This window comes from Rothia terrae (assembly GCF_014705925.2).
Taxonomy (GTDB): Bacteria; Actinomycetota; Actinomycetes; order Actinomycetales; family Micrococcaceae; genus Rothia; species Rothia terrae.
The window spans coordinates 122,829-143,568 of the sequence record NZ_CP061539.1 but is presented as its reverse complement, the minus strand read 5'-3'; the positions used below and the strand labels follow the sequence as shown (position 1 = coordinate 143,568).

Here is a 20,740-nt window from a genome sequence, read left to right as displayed (position 1 = left end):
GATATGTGGTTTCTCTCGGGGTGCTGGTCTAAAATTTTTGCGCGATTCTGGCTCTATTATTAGACCACCTGACGCGCAGACAATAGAAACCATGACTGAGACTAAAGATTTCAACGAAAACATCACCGGCTCACCCCTGGTCAAGCGCGGCTTGGCAGACATGCTCAAGGGCGGCGTCATCATGGACGTCGTAACCCTCGAGCAGGCAAAGATTGCGGAGGACGCGGGTGCGGTAGCCGTCATGGCACTGGAACGCGTTCCCGCGGATATTCGCGCGCAGGGCGGTGTAGCTCGCATGAGTGACCCAGATATGATCGAGGGCATCATCGATGCCGTTTCCATTCCGGTCATGGCGAAGGCTCGCATCGGCCACTTTGTTGAGGCGCAGATTCTTGAAGCGCTGAAGGTCGATTACATCGACGAATCTGAGGTGCTCTCCCCCGCTGATTACGTAAACCACATTGATAAGCAGGGCTTTAAGGTGCCGTTCGTGTGCGGCGCGACCAACCTGGGTGAAGCGCTGCGTCGTATTGCTGAGGGTGCCGCGATGATTCGCTCGAAGGGCGAGGCTGGTACCGGCGACGTTTCTGAGGCAACCAAGCACATCCGCACCATCAAGACTCAGATCGCTGAGTTGCAGGCGCTCTACGCGGTATCACCCGATCTGCTCTACGTGAAGGCTAAGGAACTGGCTGCTCCCTACGACATCGTGCTTGAGGTGGCGCGCACCGGCAAGCTACCCGTGGTGCTGTTTACGGCTGGTGGCGTGGCTACTCCGGCGGATGCGGCGATGATGATGCAGCTCGGCGCGGATGGCGTTTTTGTTGGCTCGGGCATCTTCAAGTCAGGCAACCCGGAAGCACGCGCGAAGGCGATTGTGAAAGCGACCGCGCAGTTTGATGATCCGGTGGCGGTGGCGGACGCGTCCCGTGGTCTGGGCGAGGCGATGGTCGGTATTAATGTGGCGGATCTTCCTGCGCCGCACCGTCTGGCGGAACGTGGCTGGTAAAGAATTTTCCGAGCTAGCGAGGAAATAAAAATTCTTTGCCAGCGCCAGACACAGCAAAGCGGTCTGGCGAGAAGCTATGAGCGAAGCGAATGCCTGAACAGGTGGGTTGACACAGTAAGGTTCTAGCTTGGTTTGGTAGGTGATAGTGCCGTGAGAACTCGCGGGTGTGCCCCTGCTCAGTCGTCGTCGGTCGCTGGGCGACCTTTGAACGACGTGAGCAGACGGAGCCCGCTCGTTTCTCACGGCACCACCCCATTGGCTACTTTCGCTATCGTCACAGCTCGGAGGACGGCACATCAGCCACATCTCCGAGAAAGGGAAGAGGGAGAGAGAAAAAGTTTCTAGTCTCTTCATCTTTCTCTGGCTAGTCTGCGTTTCTCTGCCCAGGACGGCACACCCACCTAGCTCCCGGCCGGGTAAGTTGCGCCGTCCAAAATTTTTGTAATTCCAAGTTTTTTCGCATCCCCTTTGGAGGCATCTTGTCTGAATCTCACCTTCCCGGCACTGGCAAAACCATCGGCGTTCTCGCCTTGCAGGGCGGGGTTTCTGAGCACGCCGAGACGCTGCGCGGGTTAGGTGCCGAGGTTGTGCTGGTCAAAAAGGCGGAGCAGTTGCAGGGGCTGGATGCGCTCGTCCTACCCGGCGGGGAGTCGTCCACGATTGATCGGTTGACGCGCATCCTTGGTGTTCGTGATGCTCTGAAGAGCGCAATTTCCGGTGGCTTGCCAACGCTCGGCACGTGTGCCGGGCTGATTATGTTGGCACGGGAGATTGATGATCCGGCGCCGGGGCAGCAGTCGCTGGGTGTGCTTGATATTTCGGTGGGACGCAACGCATTTGGGTCGCAGGTTGATTCGGCGGAAGCTCTGCTGGAATGGCGTACTCCTGCCGGAGAGGTTTTGCCCGTGAAGACGGCGTTTATTCGTGCGCCGCGGGTGTCTTCGGTAGGCGAAGGTGTTGAGGTAACCGCGCGCTATCACGGTGAGATTGTTGGCGTGCGCCAGGGAAATATTATTGGTATTTCCTTCCATCCCGAGCTGACGGGTGATACCACGGTGCATGAGGAGTTGCTGGGGCTGGCATAGGACGCGACGCCTGCCTATGCGACGCCCCGAACATCCAGCGCGTCTTGGCACCCCTGTGCCCCCTCTACTCACCCACCAACTTTCCGTGGAATCACACTGGAATTTCGGCGTTTTTACAGCGCAAATCCACGGAAAGTCGAAATTGAGATAAGTGTAATATCTGAAATGTCTTGCACTTATTGCACTTAATTGTTTAAGGTGGGGTTAACACAAGAAAGCAGGATCCGACATGAGTATCACAGCTCTCAACACAACAACTACTCTTGCACCCAGCAAAAAGGCAGCACGAGAAGCCGGAACTCTTTTAGCTTTCACAGAGCACAATAAGAACGCGTCCGTCACGGTCAGCATCGAAGGCAAAGGCTCCAGTGAAATCAGCGCGGAACTTCTAACCGTTCTTCAGGACGCACTGGCAATCATCAGCCTGGGTGGACAGGCGAAAGTTCAGGCTGTGCCGCATGACCTCACGACAACCGTCGCAGCAAAGCGCATCGGGATTTCTCGACCCACATTGATGAAACTTGTTCGTGAGGGCGAGATTCCCGCGCACAAGGTCGGAGCACACACCCGCATTAAAACGCAAGATGCAGACGCGTACAGGGCGCGCCTGCTCAAGGAAAAGACCCAGAAGCAAAAGCAGGCTTTCGAAAACCTGCTAGAACTTGAAGCAGAGCTAGAAAACTAAACCACTGTAATAAAAACAACGCGAGGCTCATAGGTATTAGATTTTTACCTATGAGCCTCGATGTTTATACCGTGTTTTTAGACGCCAACATTCTGCACAGCAAAACGTTGCGCGACTGGATTCTTTTACTGTCGCTTGAAACAGAAAACGAATTTTTCAGGGTTTACACATCACAGGGTGTCATCGATGAATACTCATATCACTGGCGTAAACAGCACCCGGCCTCTACTGACGAGGCTAGACGGGTAGTAGTCAAGCAAATTCGGGAGTGCATCTTTGAGGTAGTAGAGGGCTTCCCCGTTGAACCAGTCGCTGGCTACCCCGACGAACACGATTTACATGTGCATGCCGCCGCTGAGTTTTCCGGTGTTGACGCACTTATCACCAACGATAAGAAGTTGATTAATTTCGGATGCTCCCATACCGGCGAAGACCTTCTTTCTTACGAGACGTTGAGCGCTGACGATTTCTTGATGCAATTGGTTGAGTTTTTACCCACGACAGTACCTTTCGAAAAGGTGTACCTCTCTCAGGAGAAATATGCGCTCAAACGGAAGCGTGACGCCAATCTTTGCGAGAGTCTTCGTCTAGCAGGAGCTCCACAATTTGCCGAATTTATCCATTCAAAAGTTTATTTACGCTTGGTTTAACCCCGCCCTGCACTTTTCGTGGATTTGCGCTGTTATTTCGCCATTTTTACAGCGCAAATCCACGGAAAGTGGGAAGAAACTTAAATTCTCCCCGGCCGGTTGTGCATGAGATCAACCACCTGCGCGTCCAAGGCTTCAACCCGCTCGATATAGCGGTAGTCCTTATCGCTCTGTGGCATGGATGTAAGCTCTAAAGTCTCGCGCCAGGCATCCGCTAAAGCCTCTTCTTTCAAGGCTTGTCGCTTGTCACCGGTCAATACGCGCGGCCATTCACCTTCAGCTTCAAATGTTTGAAATAGCACGAGGGAGCGCAGACGCTCATCGTCCAGACCCAGCATCATCTCAGACAGATTCCCGTGTAGGAGTTCCAAAGCGCTGTCTGTTGACCGGAAAATTGATGCCTGAATATAGCTTTCAGCAAGTCGGTCTGAGAAGTGGCGAGCTACAAAAAAGAATATTCCGGCATTAATCAGCGTCAATACCATGCTTATATTAAAGTCGTTCTTGCTACTGGGCCCGCTTTCTATTAGCTCTATACCGAGTATGGTAAAGAGGACCGCAAAAGTAGCCATCATAAGAACGCTTATTCTTTCCAAAACCTCGATTTCACGAAACTTTTGCCACCACCTCCAGAACCTATTGAATCGCAGGGCAAAGGGGGATATTTCGCGGTCGATACGGGTGAAATCGTAGTCGGGGTGAGGCTTCATCTGAGCGAAGGTAGCATTGATGCGATAGAGTCCTTGTCGCAGGCGCACGTAGTCTTCGCTCTCTAGGCGCGTGCGTTCATCAGGTAGGGTCGCAATAGTTCCGTCAGGGTTTTGAGGTGACACCACGTGGACGTGCTTAAGCAACTTAAGATGTGACAGAATCGCTTCGGTGGCTTCGGTTCCGCAGCGTAAAGCATCCACCATCGCCACCAGGAGTTTCTCGTGTTCAGCTCGATTCTCTTTTCGCTGCAAGGCGTCGGTGGCTTGCTCAATCGTGCGAATGGCAGCACTCAACTCGTCGAAACGGTCTTCGAAGAAATACCGTGCTTCAACAGGAATGTGATGCTGTAGCAACATGATGCGGACCTTCGCTTCTTTCAGCCCTTCACCCAAAGGAGCTATTGCCTCATCTAGGTGGGAACTTCCAGACCAAAACGCCGCATTCATCTTCACATGTTGCCATTGGTGCCAGATGAGCTGGGCGTTCCGGCGGTAGTATGTGAGTGGTTCATCGACAAAGGGGTCGTGCTCATCGAGAGCTGTTTCGATGGCCTGGTCTTGGGGGATGAGCTCAAGGGCGTTTTCCATCATCTTTGAGGTTGCGCGTTCAAACCTGCGCTGGTTCTCTTCACCCCGAATAACGAGCTGCTCCAAAGCAAAGTTCTCGGATGCTGCGATGAAGCGGTAGAGGTTGTTTCGCGCAACTAGATATTCATGGCGATGACGCTGCCAGGTTTCACGGCGTGTTTTATTGGGCTTGTTCACCAAGTAATAAATCACCCAGGCATAAAAGGCGATAGAGATTCCAATTACGAGCCCCAGAGCCGCACGATTCAAAAGCGAAATGAAAGCTACGATCAGACTTACAGAGCCTATAGAAACCATGACGATGTTAAAGGTTTTAAGGTTCCATACTTTAGGATAGGGATCTTCCTGAGTATCCATCTGTACTCTTTCTGCCTATAAACAAGGGGAGCTTCCGCCGTCTTTACTCATTATCCTAGATTATTAGGTAACGCAGAAATACTGGGATTTAGGTGGGACGTAACGATCCCTTAATGCCCTCCTCACCCACTTTCCGTGGATTTACGCTAAAATTTCGGCGTTTTTACAGCGCGAATCCACGGAAAGTTGAGGGGCGTCTCTGATTACGCGGAGAATCGACAGCAACTATTTACAGTTCGCTACAGGCGTTTTTGAGACTCAAGACATCTACAAGTAACTGATAGAGAATGGAATTAAAAGTTCTTTTCTCACGGCAGGTGAAATGATGATTGACGATAAGCTCAAGCAACAAATGCTAAATCAGCTCACTGAGCTTAAAAAAGCTAACTTTGCTAACGCTCAGGAGATTTTGGAGTATGCCAAGCTTCTGCGAGACCGCACTTTTAAAGAGGTCGTAGAGTTGGGCTTTCACACGCTGCTTCCCGAAGCCACATACAACGACGCTAACCGCAAAGGCGGCATGGGCAATCTCTTAGAGGAACACTACTTCGGCTATACCGCGAACTCGCTAGCTGAGCCAGACTTCAAAGAGGCGGGAGTAGAGCTTAAGGTATCGCCTATTGAGCCTTATACGCCCCAGCGCGGGGAGAAAAAAGGGATTAAAACGTTAAAGGCTGGAGAGCGTTTAGTGCTCTCCATGATTCCCAACAATAAAGAAATCGCTGAGGAGTACGAGGATTCCACCCTCGCCGCAAAAAGTCAGAATATTCTGCTGGTTAATTACGAACGGGATCGCTCGCTTCCTTCAAAAGACCTACAGAAAATTAAGATGGTCAACCTATTTGCACCATCCCCCGAAGATCTAAAAATTATTGCGGATGATTATCGCATTATTTCTTCGTACATCCGAGAAGGGCGAGCTCATGAGCTGAGCGAGGGTCTTACAAAATATCTGGGAGCGTGCACTAAAGGTGCAACCGCTAAAAGAAGCCTACGCTCGCAGTTCTACCCTTTCACCCATAAGGATGGCACTGAAGAATTTATCCCCGCCAAATCTAGAGCCTTTTCTTTCAAACAGTCATACATGACTGCTGTTGTTCAGAAATTTAAGGAAGAGCAAGATGCTGCGGATAAACTTATTGAATCACCCTCGGACCTTGACCATAGCTCCCTCGAAGAAATTGCTCTGTCAAAAGTCAACAAATTTGTGGGCTGGGAAGCACAACAGATTTGCGATGAAATTGCTCCAGATGTCGAGCTATTGACTGAGAAAAATGGCATTAATAAATCAGGCTATAGAAGCCTAGCTATGCGGATTTTAGGCTCGAAAACTGGAAAAATTGAGGAGTTCGAAAAAGCTGGCATCGCTGTTCGCGTTGTTCGCCTCAACAGAGCATCTCGGCCTGCTGAAGATATCAAGCTGGGAACAATATCGTTCTCGCAGTTTGCCGATGGCATGGAGTGGGAAGATACCGACTGGTACGAGATGCTTACAACGCCTAAATATATGTTCATCGTATTCCAAGAGAGTGAACAAGGTGTATACGTTCTTAGGGGCGGTATGTTTTGGAACGTTCCGATGTCAGATGTAGGAGGCGAGGCGTTTAGCGAGAACCAAACTCTCACCGCCTACGGATATTGGAAAGACGCGGCAAGAAAAGCAAATGAAGGCGTGGTTTTCACTCCTCAAAAATCTTCTTGGGCAAACAATTTTCTGAATGCATCTGAACACCCTGTATGCCATTTACGCCCCAGTGCTAACAAAGCGGCATACAGATTTGCAGACGGTAAAGAGGTTGGAAATGTAGAGCGCGATGCCGAACGACTTCCAGATGGACAGTACATGACACGGCAAGCTCTCTGGCTGAACAAGGATTACATCAAATGTGTAATTTCTAGTTCTGGGCTGCTTCGCTGATTCTGTATTTTTAAGGGAACATGGCGAGGATCTCACCTTAAATACTTGATCCGAACACAGGTTCTGATCTATACTCTAGAAATACCACCTACGAAAGGGACCTTCAGTGACTAAGAAGCCTATCCGCATCATCGAACTCTTTGCGGGCGTTGGCGGTTTCCGCTTGGGCTTCGAGGGTTACCAGAAAGATGGCTTTGAGCTCCCTGCAGCTGGTGATTTTGAAACTGTTTGGGCCAACCAGTGGGAACCACCGGGAACCCCTACCCGCCAGTTTGCAGCACGTTGCTACGCTCGACGTTTTGGCTCGGAAAACTTTGTCAACGAGGATATCAATAAAGTTCTTAACGATGTAGAAGCAGGACTTGTGGAAATCCCCGACGCAGACTTACTCTGCGGAGGCTTTCCTTGCCAGGACTACTCTGTCACCAAGCCGCTCTCCCAATCTCACGGAATTGAAGGCAAAAAGGGCGTCCTCTGGTGGGACATTCACCGAGCGCTTGAGATGAAGAGACCTCGTTATGTGGTTCTTGAGAACGTTGACCGCCTTCTGAAGTCACCTTCAAAACAGCGTGGACGCGACTTTGCAATTATTCTCTCCTGCTTCTACTCGTTGGGCTACAGCGTTGAGTGGAGAGTCATTAACGCAGCTGAATATGGTTTTGCGCAGAAGCGTAAGCGAGTCTATATCTACGCTGAACTTACTGAAGATAAGTGGGATCTTGAGGAAGTAAATAACCACATTGGTGTATTCGCCGAAGCTTTCCCAATCACTGACAGAGTTGAACGGGTTAACGCCTTCGAAATTGGAGCTGACCCCTATGAAGTCAGCAACCATTTTGGAATTAGCGATAAGGTCTCCCGCTTCCAGGACTCAGGCGTGATGCAAGATGGCAAGGTTTACACCGCTAAGGTTTTTGCATCTTACGACGGCCCCGTAAAGACACTTAGCGATATCGTGATTCCCGAGCACGAAGTGCCTGAACAATTTTTTATCAACCCCGAGAAGGTCGCATCTTGGCAGTACTTGAAGGGCGCAAAAAAAGAAAAACGTGTGAATAAGGCCACCGGGTTTGAGTACACCTACGCCGAGGGCGGAATGTCCTTCCCTGATCCTCTAGACCGTCCTGCTCGCACAATCCTAACCGGCGAAGGTGGAGCAGGGGCTTCTCGCTTCAAGCATGTCATTCAGCAACCCGAGTCTGACCGCTACCGCCGCTTGGTACCTGATGAACTGGATCAGATCCAAGGCTTCCCGCGCGGGTGGACTAATACAGGCATGACCGATGGACACCGCGCGTTCTGCATGGGCAACGCACTAGTAGTGGGCATTCCACATGCTATTGGGCAGGTAATTTACAGACGTCACACCCTGAGAGCGAAATAGATAATCAGTTATTATTCAACTCTTCCAGCACTGTACTCTCTATACTCTGATTCGTCTTTAACATAACAACCTCGGAAATTTCTCTAACACCTTTTTCTTTAGGTAGAACTCTAAAAGTATCAAAAGAGTCTAATCCAATAACCACCATTGGCACAGTAAGCTGATTCATCAACGGAGCTAGGTGGAGAATGTAATTTTCAAAAGTGCCAACAGCTTTATCAAAACCACCTAAACTTTTGAAATTTTGCGTGGCTACAATAACAAGCCCTATTTTAGTTTGGAATTGCTTCTCCACGTGATTCAATTCAGAAGCCAAGACAGGCTTAATCAAATTAGCCATAATTGACCCTGAATTATTAAAAGCCACCTCCATTGAGAATATATCTTTATAGGAAAAATCAAGTCTCCATGGATTTCCTCGGCTTCCTTCTTGCTTTTGATATAGGGGGTCTTTAAATATTTGGGGCTCTTTTTTCCATCCAAACTTTGGAAGTTCTTCTTTGAAATATGCGTTAATAAGAGTAGAGACGCTTTTCCCAGATTTATTTTTATTTAACCAATTCTTGAAATCAGATATAAATTTTTCCTCATCCAAGTCTTTGATTACTTGAAGGAGCTCTTCAAAAACAGGCGAAAATTCTTCGTTATTATTGATAATTTCCAAACCGTACCGATGGGAATGCAGAACATATTTCATATATTATCCTTATAAATTAATTAAAAACTTTAGAATTATACCATTAGATTTAATTTAAACTCCTCGGAATGCCTAGCGAGGAGCGCTTTTTCTTGTTCCCCGATATCTACCTTTAGTCGTTCGCCAAGTAGTGGTCGGTACTGCGTTGTTGTTAGGTCTTCGTGAATAGTGATTCTTTGGTGATTATCAATGCCTAGCAGACCCCTATCAAATAAGGAGTGCAGGTCTCTACGCATTAAGAGACCACCACCAGCTCGATGCTCCCCTACCTGCGCATACGAGTAGAGATGTGCCGCGTCCAAAGCTGCCAAGTAACAAGGGCCGGTAAATGCACATGTAGAGCCAAACCGGCCAAAAAGATGCGCTCGAAACTGAGTCTGACCACGCCGCGTCCGCACTGTACGTTCAGTAAAGCCACCGGACGCCAGTAGCCCATCCGTCTTTACGTCTATTTGCTCACGAATCGAAAATTTCAACCGGTCAAAGAACGCCAAAACTTTCACAGGGTTAAGCTGCACAATGCTGTTCTGAGGGTTCCACTTATCTGAAAGCGTAGAAAACTCGCCCGCGACCATGGCACCTGAGAGCTCCGACCATGTATCACCGTAGTAGGCGGTGTAAGAAGTATTAGCGACGGTGTTTCTTATAGGCTCAGTCGTACTGCGAGCGTCCGCCGATAGGCCATTGAGGCGAAGACAGGTGCCGTCACATCGCCAGTCATTCTTGCTGGGTCGCCAATACAGCTTCGCGCTATTGCAGATAGGGCAACGTAACTGTTCACGAGTGGTTTCTTGCTCTGTAATTTCTTGGATAACAGCGGCACCAAAAAGAACGTGGTTGTCACGCACCAGCACCAAATCGCCCTTAGCAACCCGTTTGCTGTTGGGCACATTGTTGCTATAAGAATATTGGCTGTTTACATCATCTTCGTAGATGAGACCTGATTTCGCTCGGCGGTTATCGGCATCATCCAAGGCGCGAAACAGCCACACGTTTCGGTTCTCATACTCGACGGGCACCGCAATACGCGGGTAAACGATTTCAGGGTGCGATGTAAACTGCGTGCTCATACAAGCAGCTTAGGTTTTTCGTGGACGTGATGCCAGGCGGCAGCCCGAGCGGCGCATAAAATGACCCGGTGTTTTTAGGCTGAACCGGCGGTTGGTTATCGCCGGCTCAAGCGAAAAACGCCGGTTCAAGGTCAGATAAGGACGCGACGCGGCAGGACGGCGGGGTCGAGGCGGCCAGGCGGGGGAGGTAGCCAGGTGCGTGCGTCGCCAGCTGGCTCGGGGCTGGCGTGAATCGCTTCCGAGCGCCCCGCGCGAGTGAAGAGCGAGAGGGACTGCTGGTGACGGCGTGCCTGACTGCCGAGCATCCTCCCCTAACTACCAGCGTCCGCACACAACAAACCCCTGGCGTTTCGCTCACGGCGAGTAGTTAAACACTCAGCGGATGAGCGGAACACCAGGGGTTAGCAGGTCAGCATCGGCCCAGCGGGCTACCTGCCTTGTACCTCGTCGGCGCGGATGATGCTGCGCGTAATGTCCTCGGACGTCATGGGCTGGCCCGAGTTCGGACCTAGGTTGTTGTCCATCATGATGACCTTCGCGTTATTGCTGGAGGCCAGCGCAGTGTACACCGCGATACCGTCGTTGAACTTCAACCACTCCACGGCAGCATCAGCGGTCAGACCCGCATCCTTGAGCTTGTCGATGCGTTCCTTCATACCCTTAGCGATCTCATCACCCTCCTGCGCGATACCCTCACCGCGCAGACGGCGCGCGTCACGCTCTGCCTCTGCCTCAAGAATCGCCGCCGCCTTATTACCTTCGGCAGTAAGAATCTGCGCCTGGCGCTTGCGTTCGGATGTGTTCACCTGGTTCATCGCGTCCTTCACCTCGGGCGCAGGCTCAACGTCGATGACGTTGGTGTCTTTAATGACGTAACCGTACTCGCCAATCTTCTCGGTCAGTTCGCCCTGCAACGCCAAACCGACCTGATGCAGGGAGCCGTATGCCTCGTCCAAATCAAGCTTGGACAGCGAGCCCACAATGTTCTGCTGAATGTAAGAACGCATCTGATTCTCGGGGTTTGACAGGCGGTAGACGGAGTTGCGAATGTCCTGCTCGTTCTCGTTCACAAAGTACTGCACGTTCACGGGCACCTGTACAAAAACATTGTCTTTGGTTTTGGTGGCGACCATCAGATCCAGCTCTTTGATGCGCAGGGTCTGCTTGTAGGCGACGCGTTCCACCACCGGCAGGCGAAAGTGCAGCCCGGAAAACAGGGTGCGGTGATACTTACCGAGCTTCTCAATCACGTAGACGTCGGATTGCGGCACCACCAGCACGCTCATCAGCAGAAGGACAGCGAGAATGCCAAGAATGATTAAAACAAAGGTAAAACCGGCGATTGCGAACATGCCTTTCCTTACGTGAGTAGGGTCATATTACGCTCTTAACTCTACCTAGCGGCTAAGACTGCCTCAACCGTCAGCTCTCTTTTAAACAGCGAGATCCTGGTTTATCGACGAAATCCTGTTTTAAAGCAGGATCTCGTCGATAAATCAGGATCTCGGCGGATGCGGGTGGGTTAGTCGCGCTGCCAACCAGCCAGCGGCGTCGCCCCTACCTTAGCGCTTCTGGTACAGGCTCTTGCGCTGGAACTTCGGGTCTGACGTTACCAGCACGCCGAGGCTGCGGAAGATACCTTCGTCCACTGAACCCAGGATGGTGGTGGTGTGAACGTCGCATCCGCGCAGGTTCTTGAGCTGCTCGAGTGCTGCGCGTGCGTTCTCGTCGGTTGATGCCGAAACGGAGAGCGCAATCAGCACCTCGTCGGTGTGCAGACGCGGGTTTGCGCTACCCAGGTGGTCGGTCTTGAGCGCCTGAATAGGTGCAATCGACTCGGGTGAGAGCAGGTGTGCGTCCTTATCGATGCCAGCAAGGTGCTTGAGAGCGTTCAGCAGCATCACGGATGAGCAACCGAGCAGGTCGGTGGTGCGACCGGTGACGACGCTACCGTCCGGCAGTTCGATAGCCGCTGCGGGCAGTGAGGTTTCTTCTTCGCGCTTGCGAGCGGGCTCAACAACCACACGGTCAGTAGCCTTAACGCCTGCCTTCGCCATGACAACAGCTGCACGGTCTGACTGGGTTGAGTCCAAGCCACCGCGTGCCTCATCAACGAGTGCCTTGAAGTAGCGGCGAATGATTTCCTGTTCAGACGCGTGACGGCATGCCTCGTCGTCGGTAATACAGTTGCCGGCCATGTTAACGCCCATGTCAGTCGGTGACTGGTAGGGGGTTTCGCCGGTGAGCTTTTCCAGCATGGTCTTGAGTAGCGGGAATGCTTCTACGTCGCGGTTGTAGTTGACGGTTGATTCGCCGTGCGCAGTCAGGTGGAAGTAATCAATGACGTTGGCGTCATTGAGATCAACGGTTGCAGCTTCGTATGCGAGGTTGACGGGGTGTTCCAGCGGCAGGTTCCAAATCGGGAAGGTCTCGAACTTTGCGTAGCCGGCTTCAACACCGCGCTTGCGTTCGTGGTAAACCTGCGAAAGTGCGGTTGCGAGCTTGCCTGAGCCGGGACCGGGTGCGGTAACGACCACCAGGTCACGGGTAGTTTCAGCAAACTCATTGCGACCCAGGCCCTCTTCTGACACGATCAAATCGGTGTTAGTGGGGTAACCGGGGATCACGCGGTGGCGTGAAACTTTGAGGCCAAGACGTTCAAGGCGTTCCTTGAATGCAACAGCCTTACGGTCATCGTCTTCCATCTGGGTAAGGACGATGTGTTCTACCAAGAAGCCGCGGTCACGGAAAACATCTACCAGACGCAAAACGTCATCTTCGTAGGAAATTCCCAAGTCAGCGCGCATTTTCTGGCGCTCGAGATCCTTGGCGTTAATGCAGATAAGAATTTCAACTTCGTCGCGAATGTTATCCAACATTGCGATCTTATTGTCGGGAGTGAAGCCCGGAAGCACACGTGATGCGTGCATATCATCAAAAAGCTTGCCACCCATTTCGAGGTAAAGCTTGCCACCTAGCTGCTCGCGACGCTCCTGAATATGCGCCGACTGCATCTCGATGTATTTCTCACGGTCAAAACCAATTTTATTCACCATGGAATTCAAGCATAGCACGCGATTTTCACGGGCTAAATGCCTGTGGACGTTATCTTGTACACGCGAGCGAGAGCGTCGCATCCTTATTAATGCAGCACCCTAAATTGGGGTTTAAAAAGTGCGCACCGCAATATTTTGGTCGGCGATGCGCACTGTCATCGAGGGCTTTCTAGGCGCGATTTTAGAGCGTCATACCCACAATGTAGGCAGCCTGTGCGATGTGCTGAGCAGCGTCGTCAACGATGCTGACTAGACGCGCACCGCGGGTTACAACCGGATCCCACGAGGTGTCGATAACTTCGGAAAGGTCAGCTTCAGAGAGGGTCTTAATGTAAGCGACCAGCGCGCTCAACGTCGCGTTAACGTACTTGATAAGCGGTTGAGCATCGCTCACGACGATGGCACGAGCATCCTCGGGCGAGTGCTTGTAACCCACGCCGTCACCGAGTTCACCCAAGTCAAACTGGGCTTTAAAGTCTTGAGCTGACCACACTTCGCCCTCCCCTGAAAGCATAGAAAGCTGCACATCAATCTCTCGCCCGGTGTGCCACAGCAACCACGCTACCGAGTTGTCGTGATCGCCGGGGTGTGCGTTAAGCAATTCGGGGGTAAGGCTAGACGCGAGCGTTTCCAGTGCCTGACCGGGACGCGACGCCAGGTCGAGCAGAATATCTGTTGAATTCATGGGGTGTTCTTTCTGTCTGCGTTGATATCTAGCTGGCACGCCTGACGCTTCGCTCTCAACAAGTAGCTAAAACCTCAGCAGATAAGCGGAATCCTAGGAGTTACCCAGCTTCTTCAACCCTACTCCCGTATGCGCGTTACATCACCGGTTATTGTGCAACTGACCTCATTTACCGCTCCAACACCCCTCCAGCTTGCACATTTTTCTTACAGGTGTAAATTAGTGGTGTTGATAAATCGACAGAACCATCACGAGCAACCAGGAAGAGTAAAGCGATGACAGGTCAAGATCCTCGCACCGCACGTAGCAGCCAAGCACTGATTGACGCGATGACGCGCATCCTTGACTCTTCAACCTCACCCGAACTGAATGTGAGTGACATGGTGAAAGAAGCCGGCGTCAGCCGACCCACCTTCTACCAGCATTTCGGAGACATGAAAGCACTCGTGCAGGCGGCAACGCAAGACCGCCTGAACGCTACATTCAACGCCACGCAACCGATTACCCTCAATACGTCATGGGCTCAGTTTGCGCGCACCAACTTTCGCCTCATGCTCGCTGAAATGAACAAGAACAGGACGTTCTACATTAACGTTCTACGCGGAGTAGGCGGATACACAGCAACCAACGATGTTCTCGAAATGATTGCCAACAAGATCCTTGACCGCTCTCCCATGGGTCCGGTGCTACGCACACGCAAAAGTCCGGTATCCCCCCTCGAACAGGCGCACTTTATGAGCGCCGGAGTGGTCTGGTTGTTGGCGCGACGCATCCTCGACGAATCCACTGAGATTCATCCTGAAGAACTGGCTGACCACGTGGGAATCCTGTTGCTACATTCTGCAGGCGTGAGCCAAGAAGACTTCAACACTGCCTATCCCGAATACGCCAATTAATTTTTAGTTTTAACAGAGACAAAATTTACAGAAGTAAGAAAAGAGATGAGATGAGAAAGAAAATTTCATCGATTAAATCTCGCAGTCTAGCGCAAAAACTTATCGTTCTTTTCGCTATTGCACTGGTGCCGATGATTTATTCAGCCATGCTGATTTCATCGGTTTTTGATCCAACAAACAATCTAGATACCGTGCCCGCTGCTATAGTCAACAGTGACCGTGCGGTAACTCCACCTAACGGAGGCGACCAGGTAAACCTCGGCCAGACTGTCACCGAGGAACTCGTGAACTCCACCTCGAAGAGCAACCTCGACTGGCAACAGATGAGCGAGGAGGATGCCGAAAAGGCATTAGAGGATGGTGACGTTTACGCAGTTTTGCGCATTCCGGAGAACTTCTCACAGAACACGACGTCGATTGGCAACGATGACCCATCGACAGCAACCCCTGCGCAAATTACTGTGACTTCCAACGACGGTTCAAACGTGGTCATGGGCAGCATCAGCGCATCCATCGCTAAGTCGCTTGAAAACAACCTGGATTCCGAGGTCGCCAAGAAGTACCTGGGCAACATTTACACCGGTTTTAACGACATTCACAGCAGCCTGTCTGACGCTTCTGACGGTGCCAACAAGCTCGCTGACGGCACTCAAAGCGCAGAGGATGGTGCAGTACAACTAAACTCTGGCTTGGGTGAACTTTCATCCGGTGCAACCCAAGTAAACGACGGCGCACACGATCTCGCCGACGGTGCCGCATCCGCTAACGATGGGGCACAGCAGCTGGCAACCGGCGCGAACGATGCCGCAACAGGTTCTGCCACTCTTGCCGACGGTGCAACACAAACCAACCAGGGCGCATCGGATTTAGCAAGCGGCTTGGGTGAACTCAACACCAAGCTCTCTGAGGTGCCAGCACAGGCGCAGCAGCTCAACGATGGTGCGCAGGCACTGGCAGATGGCGCGCACACCGTCGATGACGGCGCGAAACAGCTGGCAACCGGCGTGAAGAGTGCCGATGATGGCGCAAAGTCACTGGCAACCGGCGCACACTCAGCCGATGATGGCGCGAAATCGTTGGCAACCGGCGCCAATGACGTTAACAACGGAGCGCAGGCACTCGATAAGGGTCTGCAGGATATGGACGCTAAGGTCAACGGCACCGAGGGTGAAACTCTTACCTCTGGTGCACAGGCACTCAGCGACGGTGGAAACGCTCTCAAGGAAGGCGCACAGGGTGTTGATGACGGCGCGCAGAAGCTCGCCGCCGGAACTCAAACTGCCTATGACGGCTCGCAGGAACTTGCAGCTGGCGCAGGCACTTTAGCAACAGGAACGGACACCCTGTCTAAGGGCGCAACCGGCGTCAACGACGGCGCGCAGTCGTTACTCACTAATTGGGATGCGATGAACGATGAGCAGCGTAAAGCTGCAGTAGCAGCTCTTGCCGCAGGGACGCAGACGCTCGCGGATGGTGCGAAAGACGTTAACGACGGTGCGCAAGCACTTAACACTGGTGCAACCGACCTCGCCGGATCCGCAGAGCAGGGCACTGGCTTAGCGGCCCTCAACGGTGGCGCACAACAGTTGGCAGGAGGAACAAGTCAGCTGGTCGACGGTGCAGGCAATCTAGCTACCGGCGCACAGTCACTCAACGAGGGTATTAACACCTTGGGCGACGGCGTAGCCTCTGCCCGCGCGGGTGCCGACCAGCTCGCCGGCGGAACCGGCGACCTCGCCTCCGGCGCAGACCGACTCTCCACCGGCACGGGCGACCTCGCCACCGGCGCTGACAAGCTTTCAGCAGGAACCGGTGATCTTCTTACTGGCGCCAACCAGCTCTCCACCGGCACGGGCGACCTCGCCACCGGCGCTGACAACCTCGCCGACGGAGTCAGCCAGCTCTCCGGCGGAATGGGGCAGGTCAGCGACGCTGTGTCCAGTGCCTCTGACGGTGCAAATAAGCTCAAGGACGCCACCTCACAAGTAGCAGGCGGCGCAATCGAACTGAACTCCGGTCTAGGAACTCTCGCCGGAGGCGCTAACAGCCTGGCAACAGGAACCGGCGACCTCGCATCCGGCGCAAACACCCTTGCCGACGGCACACAAAGCCTGAACGACGGCGCATCAGATGCAGAGCAAGGCTCAGCAGATTTGAGCTCCGGCTTGGGCGATCTCAACGGTGGCTCACACGATCTTGCCAGTGGTCTCGCCGAAGGCAAAGACCAGGTACCCACCTACACCAACAGCGAATCTGACCATCTCTCGGGCGTCGCATCCGATCCCGTCAAGGTTGAGTCCACCCGCCTGCACGAGGTACCCACCTACGGTCACGGCTTGGCACCCTACTTCATGGCACTATCGCTGTGGGTTGGCGCAATCGCGTTCTTCCTCATGTTCCCGGCGCTGACGTCAAGCCATGTACGCCACGACAAGCTAGCGCTCTTTGGCGCACTGCGCTCCTACATGCGCTCAGTGCTCATGGGTCTGGTGCAGGGTCTCGTGATGGTCGGCATTCTGGTTTCGGTAGTTGATGTGAAGGTGCACGATCTCGGCGGTCTCATGTTGTTCGTGCTACTCACCGCAGTGACCTACTACGCCATCAACCAGGCACTAGTTGCACTGCTAGGCCCTCCGGGACGCTTCTTAGCTCTCATCCTCACTGCAGTGCAGCTGGCCTCCGCAGGCGGTACTTATCCCATTGAAACCGCGCCCGGTTTCTTCCAAGCAATGCACCCGTGGCTACCTCTCACCTACGCGGTTGAGGCATTCCGCTCCTTCATTGCTGGCGGCGATATCGGCGTGGCTCACGGTATCACCGTAATGGTAGTGTGGTCGCTCATCGGTCTTGCTCTGCTGTGGCTGGCGGCATTTATTCGCCAGCGCAAAGAACGACGCGCGTGGTCTGGAAACGCCGATACCACTCGTAAGCTGGTGAAGGCTTAGCGGCCCAACAGGCCCGTTGCCAGCCTCGCTTTGTGTGGATTCGCGTTATAGACAACAGCGTAAATCCACAGAAAGTTGGTTCCTCCGCAAAAGTGCCCCTCACGCTTATAACGTGAGGGGCACTTTTATATAATCGCGAAGATGCTTACTTTTTGTTGGTGAAGATAACGCTCTCACGATCGTAATCAGGACTTACTTCCAAAGTAATGTTCTCGGGATCTGCAACCCCAAATACAGCGTCGTAAGAGACCTTGTCGCCGGGCAAAATCTTGCCTTCAGGGCCGCTTGAAATGTTCTGTTCAGAGTCGAACACCTTAGACATTTCTTTGCCACCGGAGTTACCCGAAAGATAAACCGAGGTGGGGTCGTAAGCTTCTTTGGTGCCGTTTTCAATGGTGATCGTGAACTTGCGGTGGTTTTGCACCGAGTCATCGCCGATGCTTGCTGAGGTGTCGCTAGGCGTAAAATCGGCGGGCTCTGAAATAGTAACTTTCAGGCCGTCGTTGTATTCAGCGGTCTTACCAAAAGCAAGGACGCCCTCGGGAACAGTGGGTTCTTCGGTCGCAGCTACGCTGGGTGAAGAGTACGAGGATTCGGATGCGTAAGGCGTTGACTCAACTTCTTCGTAAGAGGATGAGGTCGCGTCCGCTACTGCTCCTGCAACGACAAAGAAGAAAACGATACCCGCGATAATCGAACCGAGAACTGAGAGCGCAATGCCGATAATCGGGGTGACTTTTTCTTTGAATCTCTGGAAGAGACCCACGATGCCGGTGACAAAACCTGCGAACAACAGAATCCAGCCGAGGAACATGATAGCCGGAACGCATCCGAGAATCAGGCCGAGAGCTGACAGTGCGATAGAGACAATGCCGAGCACGTTCTTCTGCTTCTTTGCAGGAGCCTGAGTGCCGTTGTACTGATTGCCGTAGGGGTTCTGGTTACCGTACTGGCCGCCGGTGTTCTGCGCGCCATAGGCGGATGCGCCGTACTGGCCGGCGGTTGACTGACCGTTCGGCTGGCTGTTGTAAGAGCTGTAGGGGCTGGTGGATGCCTGGCTGCTGTAGGGGCTCTGGCCGGAGTAAGCGTCCTGCTGCTGGCCGTAAGCACCCTGAGATGATGAAAAACCCTGCTCGCTAGGTGCCGGGTTCTCGGTGGATGATGAGCCGAAGCCCTCTGCTGAATTCTGCGCTGAGTTCGCTGAGTAGCTTCCGCCGGTGGTGTGTTGCGTGTCGGAGTTTAGATCTGACGCGCTGTTATCGGGGGTGTCTGAAGAAAATGGGTTGTTCTGATTCTCGCTCATAGCTCACATTGTAGGGTGAAGCTGAAAGAAAACTGAAAGCTTTTTATAAAGTTTTCATTCTTTACGGGTTAATAAACCTCGCACATTTCACTTTCCGTGGATTTGCGTTGTAATTTCGGCGTTTTTACAGCGCAAATCCACGGAAAGTTACGACGGAGTGACGCGGCGGCGCCCTCATTTAATCCATACGCCCGCACGCGCGCGATACCCCAAGGTGAGCGCACGCATCCCCATGTAGCCAATGGCGTAGCTAATCCACAGCCACACAAAACCCGCCGCCGTCGCATCGCCCGAGAACACCAGGTAAACCGCAACCAGCATGGGCAGGTAAACCACCGCGTTCACTAAGGATGCGAGCGCCAAGTACCGTACGTCCTGTGCGCCGATGAGTACGCCGTCGAGAATGAAGACGTAGGACGCGAGTGGCTGCCCTACGGCGACCACCAGTAGGGCGCGCGCGAAGAGGTATTGCACGGCGGGGTCGGCAGTAAAGAGTGGGGCTGCGAAGAATCCAATGAGTGGGCATAGGAGCGCGGTCACCACGCCGAAGCCGAGTGCCCAGCGCACCAGTCGGTTTTTGAGATGGACTACGGCGTCGCGTTCTTCAAGGAGGGTGAGGTCGCGAGCGCCGAGTTCCTTGCCGAGTAGTGCTTGGGCGGCGATGGCCAGGGAGTCGAGGGCGAAGGCGAGGAAGTTGAAGAAGGTGAGCACGAGCTGGTAGGCGGCGAGGTTTTCTGCGCCCTGTGCGGTGGCGACGAAGACGGTGGCGAGCAGGGCAATGCGCATGGAGAGTGTGCGCAACATGAGCCAGGATCCTACTTTCAGCACGCCGAGCACACCGCTGCCGTGGAGCGCGAAGGGAACGCCGTGCGCGCGCATACCGCGAACCACCATTGCTCCGAGAACCAGAGCCATGAGCCATTGCACCACCGAGGTGCCCAGCGCTGAGCCTGCCACGCCCATGCCTACCGGGTACACGAGTACCCAGTTGAGTGCCGCATTCAGCACAGCACCGGCGGTTGCCACATAAAGCGGGGTTTTGGTGTCTTGCATTCCGCGCAGGACGCCTACAGCAGCGAGCACCGCGAGCATGGCGGGTAAACCGGGCATTGACCAGCGTAAATAGTCCACGCCAAAGCCGTGAACATCGCCTTGCCCGCCCAAAATTGTCACGATTGCAGGAGCGAATATCCACAAAATACCGCCCACGAGAACGCCCAGCAGCAAGGCGGTGAGTAGGCCGTCGCGTCCTGCCGTGTATGCCTGCTTGAGATTGCCCGCGCCGAAGGCACGAGCCACCGCAGGAGTGGTGGAGTAGCTCAAGAAAACGCTGAAGCCGATGACGGTTTGCACCACGGTTGAGCCCAGTGTCAACCCAGCAAGTTGCGGCGTGCCCAGGTGCCCGATAATTGCAGAGTCAGCCATGACAAACAGCGGCTCGGCGATAAGTGCGCCGAAAGCAGGGATTGCCAGGGCGAGAATCTGCCGGTTGAAGGACGCGGGTGTGCGGCTGGACGCGGTGCTACCTTCTTGCGCGGTGGGCTGGCTTTGCGGGGTCTTGGGTTTGATGCTCACGTCTCCACTCTAGTTTCAAGAGAGGCGGGTGTGCATTGTTGCGGTAGCGTTCGTAAGGAGCGTTACTTCTTCGCCCAGACAATCCCACCGAGCGCAAGATGCAAAAGACCCCGCGTCCTGATCTGAT

Annotated in this window: 16 protein-coding genes; 8 read left to right on the top strand and 8 right to left on the bottom strand. The window is 53.2% G+C overall.

What is annotated here, in order from left to right:
- Positions 1-91: 91 nt before the first annotated feature.
- From pdxS to IDM49_RS00670, 4 genes are all read left to right on the top strand, one after another.
- Positions 92-1,009, top strand: a complete 918-nt coding sequence (gene pdxS / locus IDM49_RS00685; protein WP_190724667.1) for a pyridoxal 5'-phosphate synthase lyase subunit PdxS — start codon at positions 92-94, stop codon at positions 1,007-1,009.
- A 476-nt stretch (positions 1,010-1,485) separates the two neighbouring features.
- Complete coding sequence (gene pdxT / locus IDM49_RS00680) at positions 1,486-2,094, top strand: pyridoxal 5'-phosphate synthase glutaminase subunit PdxT (RefSeq protein WP_190725365.1); 609 nt, start codon at positions 1,486-1,488, stop codon at positions 2,092-2,094.
- A gap of 229 nt (positions 2,095-2,323) precedes the next feature.
- Positions 2,324-2,779: a helix-turn-helix domain-containing protein gene (locus tag IDM49_RS00675; RefSeq protein ID WP_190724666.1), complete on the top strand. Its 456-nt coding sequence runs from the start codon at positions 2,324-2,326 to the stop codon at positions 2,777-2,779.
- Between the two features lie 50 nt (positions 2,780-2,829).
- Positions 2,830-3,429: a PIN domain-containing protein gene (locus IDM49_RS00670; protein ID WP_190724665.1), complete on the top strand. Its 600-nt coding sequence runs from the start codon at positions 2,830-2,832 to the stop codon at positions 3,427-3,429.
- Positions 3,430-3,509: 80 nt separating this feature from the next.
- On the opposite strand, the gene IDM49_RS00665 is transcribed toward IDM49_RS00670, so the two are convergent.
- The gene (locus tag IDM49_RS00665) at positions 3,510-5,084 is read right to left on the bottom strand and encodes a hypothetical protein (RefSeq protein ID WP_190724664.1); all 1,575 of its coding nucleotides are present in this window, start codon (positions 5,082-5,084) and stop codon (positions 3,510-3,512) included.
- A gap of 322 nt (positions 5,085-5,406) precedes the next feature.
- On the opposite strand from IDM49_RS00665, the gene IDM49_RS00660 reads away from it, so the two are divergent.
- On the top strand, positions 5,407-7,002 hold the full coding sequence (locus IDM49_RS00660; protein WP_190724663.1) for a Sau3AI family type II restriction endonuclease: 1,596 nt from the start codon (positions 5,407-5,409) through the stop codon (positions 7,000-7,002).
- A 106-nt stretch (positions 7,003-7,108) separates the two neighbouring features.
- Positions 7,109-8,386 carry a DNA (cytosine-5-)-methyltransferase gene (dcm, locus tag IDM49_RS00655; protein ID WP_190724662.1) on the top strand — a complete coding sequence of 426 codons (1,278 nt, stop codon included), beginning with the start codon at positions 7,109-7,111 and terminating at the stop codon, positions 8,384-8,386.
- Positions 8,387-8,390: 4 nt separating this feature from the next.
- Here the strand turns inward: dcm and IDM49_RS00650 are convergent, their stop codons facing one another.
- From IDM49_RS00650 to IDM49_RS00630, 5 genes are all read right to left on the bottom strand, one after another.
- Complete coding sequence (locus IDM49_RS00650) at positions 8,391-9,083, bottom strand: PDDEXK family nuclease (RefSeq protein ID WP_190724661.1); 693 nt, start codon at positions 9,081-9,083, stop codon at positions 8,391-8,393.
- 35 nt (positions 9,084-9,118) lie between these two features.
- Positions 9,119-10,153 carry an HNH endonuclease signature motif containing protein gene (locus IDM49_RS00645; RefSeq protein ID WP_190724660.1) on the bottom strand — a complete coding sequence of 345 codons (1,035 nt, stop codon included), beginning with the start codon at positions 10,151-10,153 and terminating at the stop codon, positions 9,119-9,121.
- A 428-nt stretch (positions 10,154-10,581) separates the two neighbouring features.
- The gene (locus IDM49_RS00640) at positions 10,582-11,505 is read right to left on the bottom strand and encodes an SPFH domain-containing protein (protein ID WP_190724658.1); all 924 of its coding nucleotides are present in this window, start codon (positions 11,503-11,505) and stop codon (positions 10,582-10,584) included.
- Between the two features lie 210 nt (positions 11,506-11,715).
- Positions 11,716-13,209 (bottom strand): DUF1846 domain-containing protein, encoded by a 1,494-nt coding sequence (locus tag IDM49_RS00635; RefSeq protein ID WP_190724657.1) that lies wholly within the window; start codon positions 13,207-13,209, stop codon positions 11,716-11,718.
- A gap of 181 nt (positions 13,210-13,390) precedes the next feature.
- Entirely contained in the window at positions 13,391-13,894 is a 504-nt protein-coding gene (locus tag IDM49_RS00630; RefSeq protein ID WP_190724656.1) for a mycothiol transferase, read from the bottom strand.
- Positions 13,895-14,169: 275 nt separating this feature from the next.
- Between IDM49_RS00630 and IDM49_RS00625 the strand changes: the two genes are divergently transcribed.
- Entirely contained in the window at positions 14,170-14,790 is a 621-nt protein-coding gene (locus tag IDM49_RS00625; protein WP_190724655.1) for a TetR/AcrR family transcriptional regulator, read from the top strand.
- A 50-nt stretch (positions 14,791-14,840) separates the two neighbouring features.
- Positions 14,841-17,735 (top strand): YhgE/Pip domain-containing protein, encoded by a 2,895-nt coding sequence (locus IDM49_RS00620; RefSeq protein WP_190724654.1) that lies wholly within the window; start codon positions 14,841-14,843, stop codon positions 17,733-17,735.
- Between the two features lie 145 nt (positions 17,736-17,880).
- Here IDM49_RS00620 and IDM49_RS00615 read toward each other — a convergent pair whose 3' ends face one another.
- Together IDM49_RS00615 and IDM49_RS00610 are read right to left on the bottom strand one after the other, a co-directional pair.
- Entirely contained in the window at positions 17,881-19,038 is a 1,158-nt protein-coding gene (locus IDM49_RS00615; protein WP_190724653.1) for a DUF308 domain-containing protein, read from the bottom strand.
- Positions 19,039-19,212: 174 nt separating this feature from the next.
- Positions 19,213-20,613 carry an MATE family efflux transporter gene (locus tag IDM49_RS00610; RefSeq protein ID WP_228008123.1) on the bottom strand — a complete coding sequence of 467 codons (1,401 nt, stop codon included), beginning with the start codon at positions 20,611-20,613 and terminating at the stop codon, positions 19,213-19,215.
- Positions 20,614-20,740 lie beyond the last annotated feature (127 nt).